Genomic DNA, 17,495 nt, shown 5'->3' with positions numbered 1-17,495 from the left:
TATGTGATAATAAATTAATTAAATTTCTTTTTGATTAATCAATCTCTTTTGTTTAGCTTTGCTTTAGCAGGGTGCAGATAATAGGATTTTTAAACTTAAATAACGAAATTTGATGAAATACCAATTGATTATGCCATCGTCTATAGATCATTTAAGGAATGCTATAATTGATAAGCTCATGGCTATCTCTGATAAAGACTATTTAACTGCATTAAATAAGCTTATAGAAACTGCAGCGGCAAAAAATTCGGCTGATAATTCAGACAAAGAAGAACTGCCAAAACATGTAGTTGAGGGGATTAAAAGAGGACAGGTTCAGCTAAAAAAAGGACTTGGCAAAACTTCGGAGGAAGTATTTAAAAAATACAGAAGTCGGTAATGCAGGTAATTTGGGCTCCTGAAGCAGAGGAGACGTTTGATGCAATTTATATGCATATCTTAAACAATTGGGGTACTCAATCTGCTGCCAGTTTTATAAGAAAAACTAAAAAATTATTAAGGTCTGTTTCCTTAATGCCCCATATGTTTCCTGAAACAAAATTTCCGAATATAAGAAAGGCTGTAATTGTGCCACAATCAAGCTTGTTTTATGAAGTACATCAGGAGCACATAGGGCTGTTGTTTTTCTGGGATAACAGACAGGAACCTCTGTTGTGAGTTGCTTTTGTAATCTGCAAAAGCGAAGGTGCCGGATTGATCGGGCCTTCAATTGAAATTAACGTTTAAACATAATGGGCAATAATGAATTGTTGCTTAGCATTTACAAGATGAAAGACCGGCAGGCTTGCCTGGTTTTTAAAAGTACGGGCAAACCCTGTAAGCTCTTTAACTTAATAGAAGTACTGCACTTTGCAGGCGAAATGAAACTGTTGAGCGCAGCCATGGATACCGGAGCCGCACAAAACTATGCTTATACTTTACGGAGTGCCGATGGCCTGGAACGCAGGTTAATCTGTTGTTTTGTACAGGAGGTGGTAAAACTGGAGCTCTGGTTTAAAGCGCAGCTGAAGTTTAGCTGGCAGGGCACGGCAAAGGAGTTCCGGGCAGCAGTAGATAGGATGCTAGCGAAACTGCCGCACTTCTTTTAAAAAAACTGGCACGATGCCGGGCTGATGATATCGTTGCTAACCACAGCTAAAAAAGGTTGCAAACGTCAATGAACCCATTAAAAAATAGAAATTATGGGAATTCAAATTTGGGGAGCCTTTGGTGGTTTCCAGAAAAAAACCGGTGCGCTGGTAGGGCATTATGTCAATGGGCAGAACGTGATTACAGCTATCCCCCACCCTTCACAAAATCCGCCTACAATTCCGCAGCTGAATGCAAGGGCCAAGTTTAAAACGGTAATCGACTTTCAGCGGCGGTTGACCCCGCTGATCAGGATCGGTTACCAGAATGCGCATAAGGAGAAGCAGACTGCGTTTAATGCAGCTTTTGTGGACAATTATGCTAAAGCAGTAACGGGTGTAGCACCAAACTATACCATAGACTATGAAAAGTTTGCCTACAGCAAAGGGCAGCTGAGTAAGGCTTACGATGCAGAGATCCTTACTGCTGTTGCCGCCACCATTCAGTACAGCTGGCTGGCTACTTTGGCTACCGGAATTGGAGGGCCAACGGACATGGCTACACTGGTGGTATACAATCCATCGAAAGACCAGTTTGTGGTATTGACCAATGCAGCGGCCCGGTCGGCACTGACCTACAGTTTGCTGGTACCAGGGGATTTTAGCGGTGATGATGTGCACTGCTGGATATCGTTTGTAGCAGCCAATGGTAAAATGGCAAGTGATTCCTTTTATGTAGGGGAGTTTACGGTTGTGTAATTTTTGAGGGTGCCTGCGGGCACCCTTTTTAAAAAAAACGTTATGGGAATAATCAGACAAGGAATATTTGGTGGTTTTGAAGGCAGAACCGGGCCATTGGTTGGCCGTAAAGTGAAAGGCAAAAGTATAATAGCTGCATTTCCGCGTAAGCATACAAAACCAAGAACAGCAGCGCAAATAGATCAGCGGCTGAAGTTTGACCTGGTGATTGGGTTTTTGAAATGGTTAAAGTGCTTAATAGCTATAGGTTTTAAAGACCCTGATGGTAAAAAGAACAGCTTTAATACAGCAGTGAAGTACAATTTTAAACGCATTATTACGGGGACTTCGCCAAATTATAGTATAGATTACAGTAAGCTGGTTTTTAGTAGAGGTAGCCTGGCCGGGCCAAATAGCCCTTCGGTTAGTTTGGAAACCAATACTTTGATCATTAACTGGCAGCCTGATGTGCAGCAACGGTTTAACCAGCATACGGACAGGGCCAGCTTTTTGGTGTATTGCCCTGGAAAAATTGAGATTATAATACATACAGGCAGTACTGAAAGATCGGCTTTGGGCTACAGAATAGCCATACCGCAGAATTTTGAAGGTAATGAAATGTATGTGTTTATGAGTTTTAGCAGTGCAAATGGAAAAGTAGTAAGTGACAGTAAATTTTTAGGAACAATTTAAAAATAACAGCATGGCAATTTTAAAAAATGGAATAGCAGGTAATTACAGTGGTAAAATAGGAAACCTTGTATTTTACGAAATTAATGGCAAACAGGTGGTACGTACTCTTGGTAAAACTGCCAAGCCAGCAACTGAGGCACAATTGAATTGCAGACAGCAAATTGCTGTAATAAATGGCTTTTTAAAGCGGATTACGGAATTTGTGAATATTGGTTTTAAAATAAAAGCCCAAGGGACAAACAAAGGGGCTTATAATATGGCGGTTTCTTATAACAAGAAACAGGCATTAAAGGGGCTTTACCCCAATATCGAAATGGATTATCCATCGGTATTGCTTACTCAGGGTAGTCTTACAGGTGTCATAAGCCCAGCGGTTGAACAGCTACCGGAAGGCTTGAAATTTACCTGGATCTGCCCTACTGAATTTGCCTGGCCCTTTGAAAATGACCAGGTGATGATGCTGGCCTATTTCCCCAATTTAAAAGAGGCCGTATTTAATTTATATGGTGCAAAAAGATCAGCCTGTGAAGATGTGCTGCAGCTACGGCCTGGTTTGCTTACCGAATATATGGAGGTTTATATCTCTTTTATAGCGGAAGACAGAAACAATATTGCGGATAGCACTTATCTGGGCAGTTTTAACCAGTAAAGGTTAGCAGTTAACCTGACAGCAAGAGAGATTTTGCACACATAGTTATTTTCCGGAGATCAGATCGTGGTTTATAAAAGCACCGGCTTTTGTTCCGGCAGCGACAGCGGATGCGACAGAGCGCATGCCTGTGGTATTGTCGCCTGCAGCATATATGCCCGGTACGGAGGTTCTTTGGAATTCATCTATTTGGATATATCCTTGTTCATTAATTTCACACCCGAGATGCTCAGGAATCAGGCAGTGTTGTTCGAATAGGAGTTTTGCATAGATAGCATCGAGCTGAAAGGTGCTTCCATCATTAAATCTCACGGACTGAATATAACCCTTGAGATGCTGGAACTTTCTGATCTTCTTTTCTACTATAAATATGTTCTTAAGTGCAAGCTGATCTGCCTGTGCTGCTGTAATGGTGGATGGGCCATTGGTGAAAATAGTTAGCTGGTCTGTCCAGTTGTGGAGCAGATGACTGAATTCAAAGGCGATGTCGCCATTGGCTAGTAAACCCGTTTTTTGCCCTTTATATTCGTACCCATGACAATATGGGCAATGTATAGCTGAGATTCCCCAGCAATCATCAAAGGATTCGATATTTGGCATCAGATCTTTTACTCCAGTTGCAAACAGCACTTTTTTTGCGGTAAGATCTTGATGGCCGGAGGTGGATACGAGAAACTGTTCTTTCTCTCTTTTTACTGCTGTAACCTGTGCATCCATGAACTGTGTTGTTGGGTATTGCAGGACTTGTTCCTTTCCAATTTCTGCAATAGCAGCGGGTGTTTTTCCATCTTGTGTAAGGAAATTGTGAGAATGAGGGGTATGGCGGTTGCAGGGCTTTCCACTGTCAATAACCAATACTTTTCTGATGGCTCTGCCGAGGGAGAGGGCCGCGGATAAACCGGCATAACTACCTCCGATGATGATGACGTCAAAGTTTTTAGTGATCATATGTATAAATTTTAATGTCTCATAAATGAGACATGATTGTGCAAATTTTTTTATATCCCGATTCCTTTGCTGAAGGAATACCAGGCAAATTTTTTGACGCTGTTTCGGGCAATTGAGCCTGCAGATTCTGCCTGAACTGCTGCATTGATCACGCTGCTAAAAAGGGTTAATATCCATTCTACAGTGAGATGTCTGCTGATCTGTCCGTTTTCCTGCAGCAGAAATATGATGTTTTTATAGTTCTCATACATGGCATCGTATTCGGCACAGGCTTCATTTTCAGTGTTATGGTGATGCTCGTGCCTGCTGTGGATTTTATTAAAAAAGGAATACTTTGCACCACAGTTTATTCCGGCATGCAGCATGTTTTCCAGCTGCACTAAAGGCACGGTGGAGCTGTTCATTGCCTCTGCCATCGATTTTCTGCATTTAAATTGCATATCTCTTTCGCAAAGCATGACCAGATCATTTCTGTCTTTAAAATAACGGTGTAATGTTCTTCGGGTGATCGCAGCTTTTTCCGCTACTTTTTCAAGAGGAGCAGAAAAGTCTTCGTTAAAGATCGCTATAGCTGCGTCTATGATTTTCTGTTGCGTATCTGTAGGATTCATTATGGCTGCAATATACGACATATTTCTCAAATGTGAGACATTCGATATTTCACACCGATTATGGTATCCAGCTGCCGTTCAACTTGACTTAACAAGCATTTAGCTTTCCCAGAGGTCGCCCATCGAATTTTCCGTTAAAAAATCAATAGTCGAAATATCTTTGGCAATACAAATTATTTAACTATTTATCTCATATTTTAAATTATTCTCAGATGAAACACAATGTTAATACTGTATTTTTTTACATGATAACAATGGCTGTTACCATACTTTACATATCCTGTACCCCTTCGGATGCAAATGGCATTAAACAGTCTGCTTCTTTTACAGGCAAATCATGGAAACTGCATAGTCTCTCTGTGGCACCAGCAATAGATTGGGATGTAGATGGAAAAAAGGAAACGGATATTTTGGCTAAGATGGAAGATTGTGAAAAAGACGATCTGCTGTTGTTGCGAAATGACAATACCATTGTGCGCAATGCCGGGAAACTGAAATGCGACCAGGACGATGAGCAGGAGAAGGAGACCGGGAGCTGGTCCTATGACAAAGCCAGTAAAAAACTAACAATAAAAGAAGATAACGATGCCCAGGTACTTAATGTTGTTGAATCCAGTGGCAACCGCTTCGTGGTAACGTATACCTGGAAAGCGACCAATGGCACCTCGCACCTAATGACCGCAGTATATAATTAAACAATAAAACTCTTAATAACAGGGAGGTAGCTCCTGCCTATATTAAATTCGAGCCCATTATCTAATACTAAGTAGGTTTTTCCAATATCCCGGTACAACTCCTGTACATAGTCTAAATTGATAATGACAGATCGGTGAATTCTTACAAATTTAGCCGGATCAAATTTTTGAGCAATCACACTTATTCCAAACGAACTTAAAAAAGACGTTTCTTCAGTATATATCCTGGTGTAATCGCCATCGGCTTTAAGGTACATGATATCATGAACAGAAATGTTTTTAAAGCGTTTTTGATGCTCTACCATGATCCGTTCAGGATAGCTATGCGGACTGGAAAATGTGCCCATGGCGAGTTGGGGAAGAGCGGCAGGTTTGCTCTTCAGGCGAGCCATGGTCTGATCAAAACGCTCCTTTGTATAGGGTTTCAGCAGGTAATCGATCACGTTGATTTCAAAAGCCCTGATCGCATATTTGTCAAATGCGGTAGTAAATATCACGTCGGGCACGTGGTCAATTCTTTGCAAAACTTCGAAGCCGTTGGCCCCGGGCATTTGGATGTCGAGAAATATCAGGTCCGGTTCCAGCATATTGATAAACTTAACCGCTTCGATACCATTAGAACATTCGCCGGCAACAAAAAAATCAGCATATGGTTCTAAATACTGTTTAACTAATACTCTGCCGTGATCTTCATCATCTATCACCAAAACAGATTTCCTTGACATCTACCTTTGTTTTATGGATTTAAAATTATTAAGGCTAAGATACAACAGAATGATATAAATTAATAATCACTAAAATTGTATAATGAAACATCATCAGCCAATACAACGTTCTGAACGTACCACTACACGAGAGATTGCGCTGTTCATCTTCGTTTTGCTGGTCATGAGCATTTTGTATGGAACACCCCGGTTGTTTTCACAAGGGTTTAGCGCTGCTTTTCTTTTGGAAACAGGTGTAGATTGCCTGATGATGACTATTGCATGTCTTCCGATTTGGTGGCTGCACTTTCGTAAGCTGGTCCATCTGCCAATGAAAACGAGGTTTGCCCTGCATATCCTTACAGCTTTTCTTTATTATGGCATTTGGGCTGGCCTGTATTACTTATATAATCCTATGGTCGGATTACCAACAATGAACCGAAACCAGTTTTTCCAGAATATCGGTCCTAATTTGCTTTTTTATATTCAGGTTTTCAGCTCCTTACATATTGATTTGTTTTTTCGTGAACGTGAGGCGCAGCAACTTCGTGAACAGGAACTCAGGGAGCTGGCATTCAAAGGAGAAATCAATGCGTTAAAAGCACAAATCCAGCCCCATTTTCTATTTAATACCCTCAATAGCATCAGCGCATCTCTGCCTGGCGAGCAGGAACATAGCCGGGTGCTCATTGCCCGGCTGGCAGATACCTTTCGTTATGCGCTCCAGTCCACACAGCAGGACCTGGTTCCCTTGTCACAGGAATTGGACTTTATGCATACCTATCTTTCCTTAGAGCAAGGTAGATTTGGAAAAAGGCTGGCTTTTTCGATCGAAGGCACCGAAGGAACAGCTGAGATTTTAATTCCTCCAATGCTACTTCAGCCTTTTGTTGAAAATGCGATTAAACATGGCATTGAGCCATCAATAGAAGGGGGAAGCGTAATCATCAGCTGCATTCGGGAAAGTAAGAAAGTCGGGATCTATATTGAAAACACCGGAAGCCCGTATGTGGGAAACCCGGAGGATCTGTTTCTGGGTAAGGGTGTGGGTGTAAAGAATACCGCCAAAAGGCTGGAAAATCAATTTGCGGAGAAACTACAGGTTTCCATAAACGATAAAGGCGGACTGAGGATTCACTTTTGCATTCCAGGTTAGCAGAATTGCCCTGTTGGTTGTTAAAAGAGATTAGACTGGCTTTTTACACTTTTTATCGCCTGTTATTGCATTTGACAGAAAAAAAAACTGCCCGATGTTTTGCTGATATACATTTGCCAGCATGAAAAAAACAATTTTATATGGCAATATGGTGTTGCTTTTGCTGGTAGTAGCTGCTTTTACCTCATGCAGCAAGAAAAAAGAACTGCCCATTGAAGAAGAAGAACTTAATTTTACCAATATTGGTAGTGTTAGCAATTTGCCGGGTTTTGGTAAGAGTGATGATATGCCAGAAGGCATTCCATTTGAACTACCAAAAGGATTAAGGTTTGTATCAAGACCTGATCATCCATTTGACCCTGATTTAAGTAAACTACATGGCAACATGAATACTTTTTATGTTGGTAATGCTTAATGTTGCACCTAGTAGGATTCAAAATGGGATGTTAATGGGTAGGGTAAGAATTAATGTGCCACCTAATGGAAGAGGACCTGGTGGTAAAAAGGACACTATAACTGTATATTTAGGTGTTGCATGCATGAATTCTTCTAAAGGTTTACCCTGGGAGGATAATCAAGAACCAGATACCCGTAATTATGTTATTGGAAAGGGTACTCATATCCCGTATGTAGTTACCAGCAATGCCGAAGTTTTAAAGTTTTTGTCATTATTAGAGGATAAACCCCACTTAAATCTTACAAGGCATCAAAATCCTTTGGATGTTTATGACCCTGATTATGTAGAACCCGAATGGATGAAACCCTACAACACCATACAAACCATGTTCTGGAAAATAACTGATGGTAACGGTCTGGAAGAAGCAGATATCAGGGAACTCCTAAAGGCTATTGAAAATAAAAAGACGTAACGCTCCGATAAACCTGGCCTCCGTTTTATAACTACGTAAACATCACTACCAGGGATGGCTCTTTCAGAATTGCCATATGACAGTCACAGATGCCTCCTTAGTTTAGAATTTCAATGGTATTATTCTTATTTTTGGCGATTATATAAGAATAAGGGGGATGATAAATGCCAGTTAAGATTCCGAATAATTTGCCAGCGATTGAGCTTTTAAAGAAGGAAAATATATTTGTTATGAGTGATCTGAGAGCAGATACTCAGGATATTCGCCCAATGCGTGTGCTTATCCTTAACCTGATGCCTCTTAAAATATCTGCTGAAACAGATTTTGTACGTTTATTATCCAACAATCCTTTACAGGTTGAAGTTGAATTTTTAAGACTCGATTCCCACACTTCTAAAAATATATCTGAAGAACATCTGGAAATGTTTTATAAAGGTTTTGGCGAAATAAAGGGAAACTTTTATGATGGTTTGATCATTACCGGCGCTCCTGTAGAAATGCTGGAGTTTGAGGAAGTAAGCTATTGGAATGAGATCACTCAAATCTTTGACTGGGCCAGAAAACACGTTACCTCAACGCTCTATATTTGCTGGGCGGCTCAGGCTGCGCTCTATCATTTTTATGGGGTAGAAAAAAAGCCATTAAAGGAAAAATTATCCGGGGTTTTCAAGCATACTGCCAATGAAAAGGGGCATTCCCTGTTAAGAGGCTTTGACGACGAGTTCTTTATTCCTCATAGCAGACATACCACAATATTGAAATCGGATTTGACTGATAAGGAAGATCTTCGTATCCTGTCAGAATCTTCGGATGCAGGGGTAGCCATTGTATTTTCCCGGGGCGGGCGTGAATTTTATCTTACTGGTCACTCAGAATACGCTCCCCTAACCCTTCATGAGGAATATGTAAGAGACCGGAATAAAGGTCTTGATGTACCTGTACCGAAAAACTATTACCGGGATAATGATCCAGAGAATGCGCCATTGGTATGTTGGACAAGCCATGCGAATTTACTCTTCAATAATTGGCTCAACTACTTTGTTTACCAGGAAACACCTTATAATCTGGAGGACGTGGGTAAATTGGGAGAGATTGTTCAAAATAGTTAGCTATCTTATCAAACACTTGATGATTTCTATGGCTAAATAATATCTGGTCTTTGATCTCTGACATGCAGGAACGACCACCACAAATAATTTTACTTAATTATTTAACAGACTTATTTATATTTATTTAAGATTAAGGAAAGCAAGATAGTTTCCTTTTCTCCAAACACCTGTATTCATCTTAAGTCTCTTTATATGAACAATATCTTAAGCACGCCTAAAAAAGAGACCGAATATCAAAGTTATATGGTTTATGCTTTGACCCTCGTCTGGTTTTTGACAACGGCAATAGTCACTATTATAGAGCTGTTTTATTTTCCAGACCTGTGGTACCGTTGGCTACTGTTGATAGGAGTTATGTTTTTTATTGCTGCTTTTAATCTTAGCCTAAACTATTTCCGGCGTAGCCGAGAGGCCAGCTGGTCGTTTACCATCATGTTGTGGCTGTACATTACCATTCACTGTTACACGGCAGGTGGGATTTTTGCACCCGGTATTCTATCGCAAACAAGTGTTATACTCACTGCCGGATTTTTACTGGGTCGCAGGGGCGGGTTGGCCATCGGTTTATCGACCATCGTTGCAGACTTTGGGTTAGCTTATCTAGAAATAAAAGGCCTTTTACCAATTGCTGCAGTTGAACATGACCCTATCAGCCGCTGGTTTAGCGCTATTATCCCTTTTGGTACCATCCTGGTATTGCAATATTATGCGGTCAATCACATGCGCAACAGTTTAATAAGCTTACAAAAGGAAATTATAAGGCGTAAAGATGCGGAAATTATTAAAGACAAAACGGTCTATGACCTTGGTGGGCGGGAAAAGGAACTCAAAGATTATAAGTATGCGTTAGATATTTCTTCCATTGTAAGTATTACAGATGTGGATGGCCACTTTACCTTTGTAAACGAGAATTTCTGTAAGATCAGTAAATACGGCGCCGCTGAATTATTGGGCCAGTCTCATAGCCTGCTATGGTCGGGTGAGCATCCTGCAGAGTATTTCGAAGGGCTCGTATCTGCTATGCAGGAAGGAAAGTCTTATAGAGGCGAATTTTGCAATAAGGCCAAGGACGGCTCTTTCTATTGGGTGGATACTACTATTGTTCCGTTTTTGAATGAAGAAGGAAAAGTCTATCAGTATATGTCCATCAACCGTGACATTACACGAAAGAAGAATGCTCTGGAGCAAATACGGGCCAGCGAGGAACGCTATAAGGCTATAATTGCCGTTTCAAATACTGGCGCGTGGGAATATAATGTTGATACCAACCAAGTATGGTACAGCGCACAATATTTCGCTATGCTCGGAATAGAGAAGCCTGACGGTGTTTGGGAAGACACTGAAGGCAAGTCATGGGTTGACCGCCTCCACCCTGATGACCGCGAACGTGCAGTTGAAATTTTCGATAAATTTTTATTGGAGGGAACCACAGAATTATATGAGAGCTTTTTCCGGATGCGGCATAAAAATGGAGATTGGGTTTGGATCTGGTCGCGAGCCAGGAGGCTGCATGATAAGGATGGCAACATCACCAATATTAGCCTGGGTACCCACACTGATATTTCAGAGCGTGTAAAAGCAGAGGAAAAGATAATGGAAAGTGAACGACTGATTAAAAAAATCACCAGCCAGGTTCCTGGGAATACCTATATGTTTGAAATAGAAGAAAGCGGCAAACCAAATATACTTTTCGTTAACCGCGGTAATGAGGATTTTAATTACACCACCAGTCTGGAAGATATTTCGCGCGATGGGAACAAAGTACTGGAAGTTTGGCATGAAAGCGACCGGGCCCTTCTTCATGAAAAGATGAAAGAGGCTTACCAGTCGGAAGCCCCAATAAGCTTTCAATACCGGATTGTCGTCAATGATAGAATACGGTGGCGCTGGCTGCAGGCCGTTCCCGAAAAAAACGAGCAGGGTAAGGTCGTCTGGTACGGCGCAACCCGAGACATTACAACCCTGGTCGACTACATCGCTTCGTCTGAACAGATCCTGTTCGATATCTCTCATGTCTTGCGTAGACCGATTTCCTCCATGTTGGGCATTACTTCAATCATCAACGAAGGCGATCTTGATCATGAGGAATTATTGTATTTCGCCCGTCAATTGCATCCAGTCGCTAAAGAACTGGATAAGTTTATGATAGAATTAAACCGGGTGTACGAACAGAAACGACAAATTAATTCGCTGAATATTGATTTTTCTTCGCTGGTTGATAAGCGTAATTCATTATTTAAGCAGGTGGAATAGTGTGTTTATCTTCTGACTGTGTATTTCAAATAAAGTAACCTCTTTATTTCGCTCCAAATTGGCCGCGTAATGGATGGGTGCGTTTAGAACACCTTTCATTTATAGGACATTCGAGCATAGCCTGCTGACCCTCAAAGACAAAGGATTGCTCTTTCGGGAGCAATCCTTTCGATATTCGGAGATAAATCCGATTAGTACCCAGCGCCGGAGTCGAACCGGCACGGTTTCCCACAGGTGTTTGAGACCAGCGCGTCTACCAATTCCGCCAGCTGGGCATTTGCTTGATTAGCGGGTTGCAAATGTATAAATTGAATAACTAATTACCAAGATTTATTTGAATTATCTTCTTTAAGCTTTTTATCTACCCAGAAAGGAGCAAAAGGAAGTAGTGAAGCTACACCAATTAGCGCCGATTTCTTAAAACTCCATTTGTATTCCATCCAGGCCATAATTAACAGTACCACATACATCATAAACAGCACACCATGCGCCCAGCCTGTATATTTAACTGCCAGGGGCATTTCTGCCCAATATTTTAAAGGCATGGCAATAAATACCAGCAATACATAAGAAATTCCTTCGGCTACGGCAACTTTTCTAAAAATAGATAATGTATTCATACAATTGATTTGATGCCGAAAATACCTCAAATAAACATTGTAAAAAAGGCCAAAGGCGCTTTTTTACAATGTTTTAACAAGTTTAAACCTGGAAAAACCATGGTTAACTGCCGGAATTTACCAGCCTAAATTTGGAACAAGACTAGGGTTCCTGTCCCTTTCAACTCCAGGAATTGGCCACAAATAATGTTTATCCTCAAATTTGGCAGTATAAAGCTTATTGCCTAAGGCATCCTTTACATCCTTATTCATTAAACCTTTTGCCAGTTTCCACCTGATGAGGTCGTAATACCTTAAACCCTCTGCAGGAAACTCTACTGCACGTTCCTGCATGATCCGCTTAAATACAGCATCGTGGTCTCTTGCTTCAAGCCAGGCCGGTCCGCTGTTGATACCAGGCATATTGGTAGATGGTCTTTTACGTACCATATTGATGTATTTTACTGCATCATTTATATTTCCGGCCTCATTGTAACATTCGGCCAGCATCAGCAATACATCGGCATATCTGATGATCGGAAAATTAATAGGCACATGGTCCCTATTGTTCGGTGGTAATTTGCCGCCCATATCTCCTTCAGGTACAAATTTTCTGAACAGGTACAGATAATTGCTTTTATACCTGTTGATGACGATAAAGCCGTTTACAGTAGCCACGTTTGGATTGTAAACAAACTCCGTCATCTTATTGGCATTACCTATAAAGCCAAGGTAATTGGTATAAGGCAAAATAATGGTCTGCTTCATCCTCGGGTCCCTGTCTTCGTACATGGCCAGCAATTTGGCCTTGTTTTTAGGATAAGCTGCTACGGTCTTAAAATCAGCAGATAAGGTAGCCTTCAATGTTTCTTCCCTAACGGTATTGCTGCCATTATAACCTGGAATATAATTGTCCCAGTTAAAAGGATGGCCATCTTTGGTCTCATAGCTGTCCACCAGCTCAACAGAAGGCATCACATTATTCCAGCTGGTGCCTAAAGTTGCATTGGAGCCCATATAATGGGCATAAGGCATACCGGCAAGAAAGCCCACTTCAGAATAGGTTTGGATGGCAAAGATCATTTCACTGCTCTCATCTCCCCCTGGTAGAAACAAGCCTGCATAGTCTGGATACAACTGGTATCCATAACCTTTACCACTCGGATCAAGCACAATTTCTTCAAAATCCTTAGCGGCCAGATCGTATTGTTTATTGTATAAATAAACCTTTCCCCTGAGTGCATAAGCTGCACCTTTAGTGGCCCTGCCATTCTCGGCCGGGGCCTGTTTGGCAGGAAGTACATTAATAGCATCTGTTAAATCCTTTAAAATAAAGTTCCTGGTTTCCTGAGCAGTTGCTCTTGGCTTTTTAAGCTCCATGTAATCTTTGTCGTAATCGGTAGTTTCGTCATACAAAGGGACGCCGTCAAAATGGGTGAGCAGGAAATTATAAAATAAAGCGCGCAGAAACTTTGCCTCTGCCGTGATCTGCGATTTCAATGCATCATCGAGTGAAGATGCAGCAATGCTTCTGATTGCTTTGTTGGCTCTGGCAACGCCCTCGTAACTGTTAGACCACCTGTCTGTTACATAGCCGGTACGGGAAGACCAGGAGCCGTTACTGATTTCTCCATACCCGGCATCATCATAGCCAATGCCAATATCGGAAAGGCAATCCATACCAAAAAACTTATTGTAAGTCTGACTTAAATTCAGGGCTGCATAAACTGCTGCAATCCCCTGACGAGCCTGTGCAGGGGTTTTCCAGAACAGATCGGTATTCAATTTATCCTGAGGAGCCACATCCAGCTTATAACAGCCAGGCAATACTGCTGTCAGGCCAAGTAAAATTGCCAGTAGATATATATTCTTTTTCATCTGTTTTATTATTAAAAAGTTAAATTCATTCCAAAAACAGCTTGTTTTACGTTCGGATAAGCCATGCCGGAAACTTCCGGATCTAAACCTTTATACTTGGTAAAGGTGAAATAATTTTCAAGTGTGGCATAAAAACGGATCTTTGAAGCTTTGAGTTTTGACAATACATTAGATTGTAATGAATAGCCCAATTGAATATTCCTGATCTTCAGGAAAGACATATCCTGTACCCAAAAGTCGCTGGAGCGGGTATTTCTGTTGTCGTTTAGCAGCAACCTTGGATAGGTAGCCGTTGTAGTGCGCCCAGGATACCATCTTCCATCTGCTATTTCCTGATTTATGATGCGGGACCACCTCAGCACGGGGTTGTAATAATCATTTTGAAAATAGGTTTTTATTCCGCCTACTCCATCAATCATTGCTGAAAAATCGAAGCCTTTATAATTGGCCCCTAAAGTGAAGCTATAGAAAAACTGCGGATTAGACCCTTTCCCTACATTGGCCCTGTCGTTATCATCTACAATTCCATCGCCGTTTACATCTTTAAACAGGAAATCTCCAAGTTCGGGTTTTCCATACGGAAAAGCATTGAGCCTTCTCTTCTTGGTTGGATCTGTTTCAGGATCATTCGGATCAAAGGGGGCATTGGCAATTCTGTCTGCTACCCATTGTACATCCTCTGGCGTCTGTATGATTCTATCTACCAGTAAAACGTACTGGGTATTGATAGGTAATCCTTCCTTAATCATTGAAGTTCCCGAAAGCGAATATTCACTTCCTTTAAATTTGAGTACCTTATTTGCATTAAAGGTGAAATTAGTACCTACAAAATAACCTACTTCGCCAATTTTATCTTTCCAGTTTAAGCCCAGCTCTATTCCCCTGTTTTGTACTTCGGCACTGTTTTGCGGCGGTATAGAAATGGTACCATTAACCAATGGGGCAGGCAAGCTGATCAATATGTTTTTGGTGAGTTTATTGTAGGCATCCAGATTACCCGACAAACGGTTGCTAAAAAGACTAAAATCAAGTCCCAAATTGGTTACATAGGTAGATTCCCAGGATAAACCGAGGTTAGGGAACCTGGTTTGATAAAAACCATTTACCGGCGCATTGTTAAAAGAATACAGGACAGACGACAACACAGAAATAGACTCGTAATCGCCCACTGCATTGTTACCTAAAGCACCATATGAGGCCCTGAATTTTAAATCATTTAACCAGGTTGATTTCAGCGATTTCATAAATTCCTCTTCGGAAATTCTCCATCCTATAGAAGCTGAAGGAAAATTTCCCCAGCGGTTGGCCTGCGTAAACCTGGAAGATCCATCTCTTCTGATGTTCAGTTCCAATAGGTATTTGGAATCCCAGGCCATATTCAACCTTGCAAAATAGGAATGCATGGCCCAGTCTCCATCCAATGTACCGGTTGCTGTGGCCACGCCGGTAGCCCCGTTAAGTTGCGTAAGGTTCTCATCGATAAGCCCTTGTTTGGTTACCGCAAGGTTTTCAGCAAGATACCTTTCCTGACTTCCGCCAACCATTAATTTCATGTTCAGCTTATCCAACGTTTTTTCATAGGATGCATCAAAATCCATAAAGTTCCTGACATTGTTGATGTCCTGTTTCTGAACATATAAAGCTACCGCACCAGGTACCAGAATGGTATTGGTCTGGAAATTCCAGCGGTCGTTTTGCGTAGGAATTGTAGTAATTTTATTGTCAAACAAGTTATAGTTATAAGAAGCATTGACGTTAAGCCCCTCCATAGGATTTACGTTTACATAAAACCGGCTGACAAGGGTATTCGTTTTATTAGTCCCTTTAACCTGGTTCACATAAAAAATAGGCGACAGTGCAACAGAGTTTTCTTCCGAATTATTGGTTCCGCCATACCTGCCATCCGGATGTCTTGGAACTACGGTTGGTACGGCAAGAATGGAGTTGATGAACATACCTTCCAATTGCTGACTTCCCCTATCCTTTGTAGAATAAGTTCCGTTTAAATTCATACCTACTTTTAACCAGCTTGTAGCCTGTAACTGGGTATTAGACCGGAGGCTGTACCGTTGAAAGCCGGTATTTTCTATCATTCCAGGATTATTGGCATAATTGAATGACATAAATGAAGTGAGCTTATCTGTACCTCCCGATACCGAAACATTATGGTTTACGGCTGTTACGTCTCTGAAAAGGCCATCTGCCCAATTGGTATTTGGCCAAAGCAGTGGATCGCCACCTGCATTGTCACGCCATTTCTGGATGTTTGCTTCGGTAAATACCGGTGCTACAGCCGAATTTTTTGCAGCTTCATTCAGCAGTTCCATATACCGTACACTGTTGTCTACCAATGGCATCAGGTGTCCTACTGACTGCATGGTGGCATAACCATCATAACTGATGGAAAATTTACCTTTTACACCTTGCTTGGTGGTAATCAACAATACACCATTAGCTGCCCGGGAGCCATAAATTGCAGCTGAAGAAGCATCTTTCAATACCGAAACAGAAGAAATGTCCTGAGGTGAGACTCTCGAAATGTCGCCTTCCACTCCATCAATGATCACCAAAGGGGCAGAATTGTTCAGTGTTCCCTGGCCTCTGATGAGTAGTGAGGCATTGCCACCCGGATCTGCATTTCCTGATTTCACGTACAAGCCTGGTGCAAGTCCGGTAAGTAAAGAAGAAACATTGGTAATTGGCCTGGAATCGGCAACTTTAGCAATGTCAATGGAAGCTACTGCACCGGTCAGGTTTACTTTTTTCTGCGTGCCGTAACCTACCACCACCACCTCGCTCAAATCAGCAGATTCTGCTTTAAGCTCCACATTAACAACATTGCGGCTGGCAACAGCTACTTCCTGGGTAGCCATGCCCATATAGCTAAACACAAGCACCGCATTGTCTTTATCAATGCTGATGGAATACTTCCCGTCGCTGTTGGTTACTGCCCGTTTGCCGGTACCTTTTACTTCGATATTTACACCAGGTATGGAAGTTCCCTTTTCATCTGTTACGATACCTGTAATGGTACGCTGCTGGATATTGACCAGGACAGGACTGTTGTTCTCTTTTTTTACGATCACCGTATTGCCATTTAGTACATAGCTCAGGCCCTGCCCTTCAAAACAGAGTGCCAAAATTTCTTTCAGTCCTTTTTGCTTTACGCTAATACTAACAGGATGGGCATTTTTTAGCTGGCTTTCTGTAAAAAGAAAATCGACATCTGTTTGCTCTTTGAGTAGCCTAAACACTTCTTTAAGCGATTTTTGCGTTACATTGAGACTGGCCCTTTGGGCCAATGCGTGATTGGCATTTGCAGAAAAAGCAAATACCAAACTCATTAATAACATTAGCTTTAACATCATAAGCTGTTTTAAATAGCGCTGCCAGAAAGCTGGGGCGCTTACCCTAAAATTTTCATACATTTGTATATGGTTTAAAAAAATGAATAACGACGTTTATTAAGCCTAAAAATGTTCTCAGAACATTTTCAGAAGCCTGATGTGCAGCAACACAAAAGGCT

The 17,495-nt window shown here is 41.4% G+C and carries 18 protein-coding genes and 1 tRNA gene; 12 read left to right on the top strand and 7 right to left on the bottom strand.

All coding sequences use genetic code 11. The annotated features are described in order from the left end of the window. Nucleotides 1-112: 112 nt before the first annotated feature. From HDC92_RS15570 to HDC92_RS15545, 6 genes are all read left to right on the top strand, one after another. A complete protein-coding gene (locus HDC92_RS15570) occupies nt 113-379 on the top strand; it encodes a hypothetical protein (RefSeq protein WP_183875820.1) in 267 nt (88 codons plus the stop codon). Then, nucleotides 379-657, top strand: coding sequence for a type II toxin-antitoxin system RelE/ParE family toxin (locus tag HDC92_RS25380; protein ID WP_183875818.1), 279 nt, complete (start codon nt 379-381; stop codon nt 655-657). Before HDC92_RS15570 ends, HDC92_RS25380 begins: the two co-directional genes overlap by 1 nt. Before the next feature lie 74 nt (nt 658-731). Beyond that, nucleotides 732-1,088 carry a hypothetical protein gene (locus tag HDC92_RS15560; protein ID WP_183875816.1) on the top strand — a complete coding sequence of 119 codons (357 nt, stop codon included), beginning with the start codon at nt 732-734 and terminating at the stop codon, nt 1,086-1,088. A gap of 93 nt (nt 1,089-1,181) precedes the next feature. Further along, nucleotides 1,182-1,826 (top strand): DUF6266 family protein, encoded by a 645-nt coding sequence (locus tag HDC92_RS15555; protein WP_183875814.1) that lies wholly within the window; start codon nt 1,182-1,184, stop codon nt 1,824-1,826. Nucleotides 1,827-1,868: 42 nt separating this feature from the next. Then, on the top strand, nt 1,869-2,498 hold the full coding sequence (locus HDC92_RS15550; protein ID WP_183875812.1) for a DUF6266 family protein: 630 nt from the start codon (nt 1,869-1,871) through the stop codon (nt 2,496-2,498). A 10-nt stretch (nt 2,499-2,508) separates the two neighbouring features. Next, a complete protein-coding gene (locus tag HDC92_RS15545; protein ID WP_183875810.1) occupies nt 2,509-3,147 on the top strand; it encodes a DUF6266 family protein in 639 nt (212 codons plus the stop codon). A 45-nt stretch (nt 3,148-3,192) separates the two neighbouring features. On the opposite strand, the gene HDC92_RS15540 is transcribed toward HDC92_RS15545, so the two are convergent. Together HDC92_RS15540 and HDC92_RS15535 are read right to left on the bottom strand one after the other, a co-directional pair. Further along, nucleotides 3,193-4,095 (bottom strand): NAD(P)/FAD-dependent oxidoreductase, encoded by a 903-nt coding sequence (locus HDC92_RS15540; protein WP_183875808.1) that lies wholly within the window; start codon nt 4,093-4,095, stop codon nt 3,193-3,195. 50 nt (nt 4,096-4,145) lie between these two features. Beyond that, on the bottom strand, nt 4,146-4,706 hold the full coding sequence (locus HDC92_RS15535; RefSeq protein ID WP_255484548.1) for a TetR/AcrR family transcriptional regulator: 561 nt from the start codon (nt 4,704-4,706) through the stop codon (nt 4,146-4,148). Between the two features lie 212 nt (nt 4,707-4,918). On the opposite strand from HDC92_RS15535, the gene HDC92_RS15530 reads away from it, so the two are divergent. After that, nucleotides 4,919-5,401: a lipocalin family protein gene (locus HDC92_RS15530; protein ID WP_183875804.1), complete on the top strand. Its 483-nt coding sequence runs from the start codon at nt 4,919-4,921 to the stop codon at nt 5,399-5,401. Here the strand turns inward: HDC92_RS15530 and HDC92_RS15525 are convergent. After that, nucleotides 5,398-6,126 (bottom strand): LytR/AlgR family response regulator transcription factor, encoded by a 729-nt coding sequence (locus tag HDC92_RS15525; protein WP_015808963.1) that lies wholly within the window; start codon nt 6,124-6,126, stop codon nt 5,398-5,400. The genes HDC92_RS15530 and HDC92_RS15525 overlap by 4 nt on opposite strands. Before the next feature lie 82 nt (nt 6,127-6,208). Between HDC92_RS15525 and HDC92_RS15520 the strand changes: the two genes are divergently transcribed. From HDC92_RS15520 to HDC92_RS15500, 5 genes are all read left to right on the top strand, one after another. Continuing rightward, nucleotides 6,209-7,261 (top strand): sensor histidine kinase, encoded by a 1,053-nt coding sequence (locus HDC92_RS15520; RefSeq protein WP_183875802.1) that lies wholly within the window; start codon nt 6,209-6,211, stop codon nt 7,259-7,261. A gap of 121 nt (nt 7,262-7,382) precedes the next feature. Continuing rightward, complete coding sequence (locus HDC92_RS15515) at nt 7,383-7,676, top strand: hypothetical protein (RefSeq protein WP_183875800.1); 294 nt, start codon at nt 7,383-7,385, stop codon at nt 7,674-7,676. A gap of 34 nt (nt 7,677-7,710) precedes the next feature. Beyond that, nucleotides 7,711-8,130: a hypothetical protein gene (locus tag HDC92_RS15510; RefSeq protein WP_183875798.1), complete on the top strand. Its 420-nt coding sequence runs from the start codon at nt 7,711-7,713 to the stop codon at nt 8,128-8,130. A 164-nt stretch (nt 8,131-8,294) separates the two neighbouring features. Beyond that, on the top strand, nt 8,295-9,239 hold the full coding sequence (gene metA, locus HDC92_RS15505; RefSeq protein ID WP_183875796.1) for a homoserine O-acetyltransferase MetA: 945 nt from the start codon (nt 8,295-8,297) through the stop codon (nt 9,237-9,239). Between the two features lie 342 nt (nt 9,240-9,581). Then, nucleotides 9,582-11,492 (top strand): PAS domain-containing protein, encoded by a 1,911-nt coding sequence (locus tag HDC92_RS15500; protein ID WP_183875794.1) that lies wholly within the window; start codon nt 9,582-9,584, stop codon nt 11,490-11,492. Between the two features lie 195 nt (nt 11,493-11,687). Here HDC92_RS15500 and HDC92_RS15495 read toward each other — a convergent pair. From HDC92_RS15495 to HDC92_RS15480, 4 genes are all read right to left on the bottom strand, one after another. Beyond that, nucleotides 11,688-11,767 (bottom strand) — tRNA-Leu (locus HDC92_RS15495). A 45-nt stretch (nt 11,768-11,812) separates the two neighbouring features. Beyond that, nucleotides 11,813-12,112, bottom strand: coding sequence for a DUF3817 domain-containing protein (locus tag HDC92_RS15490; RefSeq protein ID WP_015808974.1), 300 nt, complete (start codon nt 12,110-12,112; stop codon nt 11,813-11,815). A 117-nt stretch (nt 12,113-12,229) separates the two neighbouring features. Beyond that, nucleotides 12,230-13,969, bottom strand: a complete 1,740-nt coding sequence (locus HDC92_RS15485; RefSeq protein WP_183875792.1) for a RagB/SusD family nutrient uptake outer membrane protein — start codon at nt 13,967-13,969, stop codon at nt 12,230-12,232. A gap of 11 nt (nt 13,970-13,980) precedes the next feature. After that, a complete protein-coding gene (locus HDC92_RS15480) occupies nt 13,981-17,313 on the bottom strand; it encodes a TonB-dependent receptor (RefSeq protein ID WP_183875790.1) in 3,333 nt (1,110 codons plus the stop codon). Between the last annotated feature and the right edge of the window lie 182 nt (nt 17,314-17,495).

The sequence above is a fragment of the Pedobacter sp. AK017 genome, assembly GCF_014200825.1.
GTDB lineage: Bacteria > Bacteroidota > Bacteroidia > Sphingobacteriales > Sphingobacteriaceae > Pedobacter > Pedobacter heparinus.
This window is presented reverse-complemented; position numbering and strand designations above follow the sequence as displayed.

Coding starts and splice junctions, on each gene's coding strand:
- HDC92_RS15525 (WP_015808963.1), bottom strand. CDS start 6,126: ATGTCAAGGAAATCTGTTTTGGTGATAGATGATGAAGATCACGGCAGA.
- HDC92_RS15550 (WP_183875812.1), top strand. CDS start 1,869: ATGGGAATAATCAGACAAGGAATATTTGGTGGTTTTGAAGGCAGAACC.
- HDC92_RS15515 (WP_183875800.1), top strand. CDS start 7,383: ATGAAAAAAACAATTTTATATGGCAATATGGTGTTGCTTTTGCTGGTA.
- HDC92_RS15490 (WP_015808974.1), bottom strand. CDS start 12,112: ATGAATACATTATCTATTTTTAGAAAAGTTGCCGTAGCCGAAGGAATT.
- HDC92_RS15540 (WP_183875808.1), bottom strand. CDS start 4,095: ATGATCACTAAAAACTTTGACGTCATCATCATCGGAGGTAGTTATGCC.
- HDC92_RS15555 (WP_183875814.1), top strand. CDS start 1,182: ATGGGAATTCAAATTTGGGGAGCCTTTGGTGGTTTCCAGAAAAAAACC.
- HDC92_RS25380 (WP_183875818.1), top strand. CDS start 379: ATGCAGGTAATTTGGGCTCCTGAAGCAGAGGAGACGTTTGATGCAATT.
- HDC92_RS15510 (WP_183875798.1), top strand. CDS start 7,711: ATGGGTAGGGTAAGAATTAATGTGCCACCTAATGGAAGAGGACCTGGT.
- HDC92_RS15535 (WP_255484548.1), bottom strand. CDS start 4,706: ATGAATCCTACAGATACGCAACAGAAAATCATAGACGCAGCTATAGCG.
- HDC92_RS15530 (WP_183875804.1), top strand. CDS start 4,919: ATGAAACACAATGTTAATACTGTATTTTTTTACATGATAACAATGGCT.
- HDC92_RS15485 (WP_183875792.1), bottom strand. CDS start 13,969: ATGAAAAAGAATATATATCTACTGGCAATTTTACTTGGCCTGACAGCA.
- HDC92_RS15545 (WP_183875810.1), top strand. CDS start 2,509: ATGGCAATTTTAAAAAATGGAATAGCAGGTAATTACAGTGGTAAAATA.
- HDC92_RS15570 (WP_183875820.1), top strand. CDS start 113: ATGAAATACCAATTGATTATGCCATCGTCTATAGATCATTTAAGGAAT.
- metA (WP_183875796.1), top strand. CDS start 8,295: ATGCCAGTTAAGATTCCGAATAATTTGCCAGCGATTGAGCTTTTAAAG.
- HDC92_RS15520 (WP_183875802.1), top strand. CDS start 6,209: ATGAAACATCATCAGCCAATACAACGTTCTGAACGTACCACTACACGA.
- HDC92_RS15560 (WP_183875816.1), top strand. CDS start 732: ATGGGCAATAATGAATTGTTGCTTAGCATTTACAAGATGAAAGACCGG.
- HDC92_RS15480 (WP_183875790.1), bottom strand. CDS start 17,313: ATGAGTTTGGTATTTGCTTTTTCTGCAAATGCCAATCACGCATTGGCC.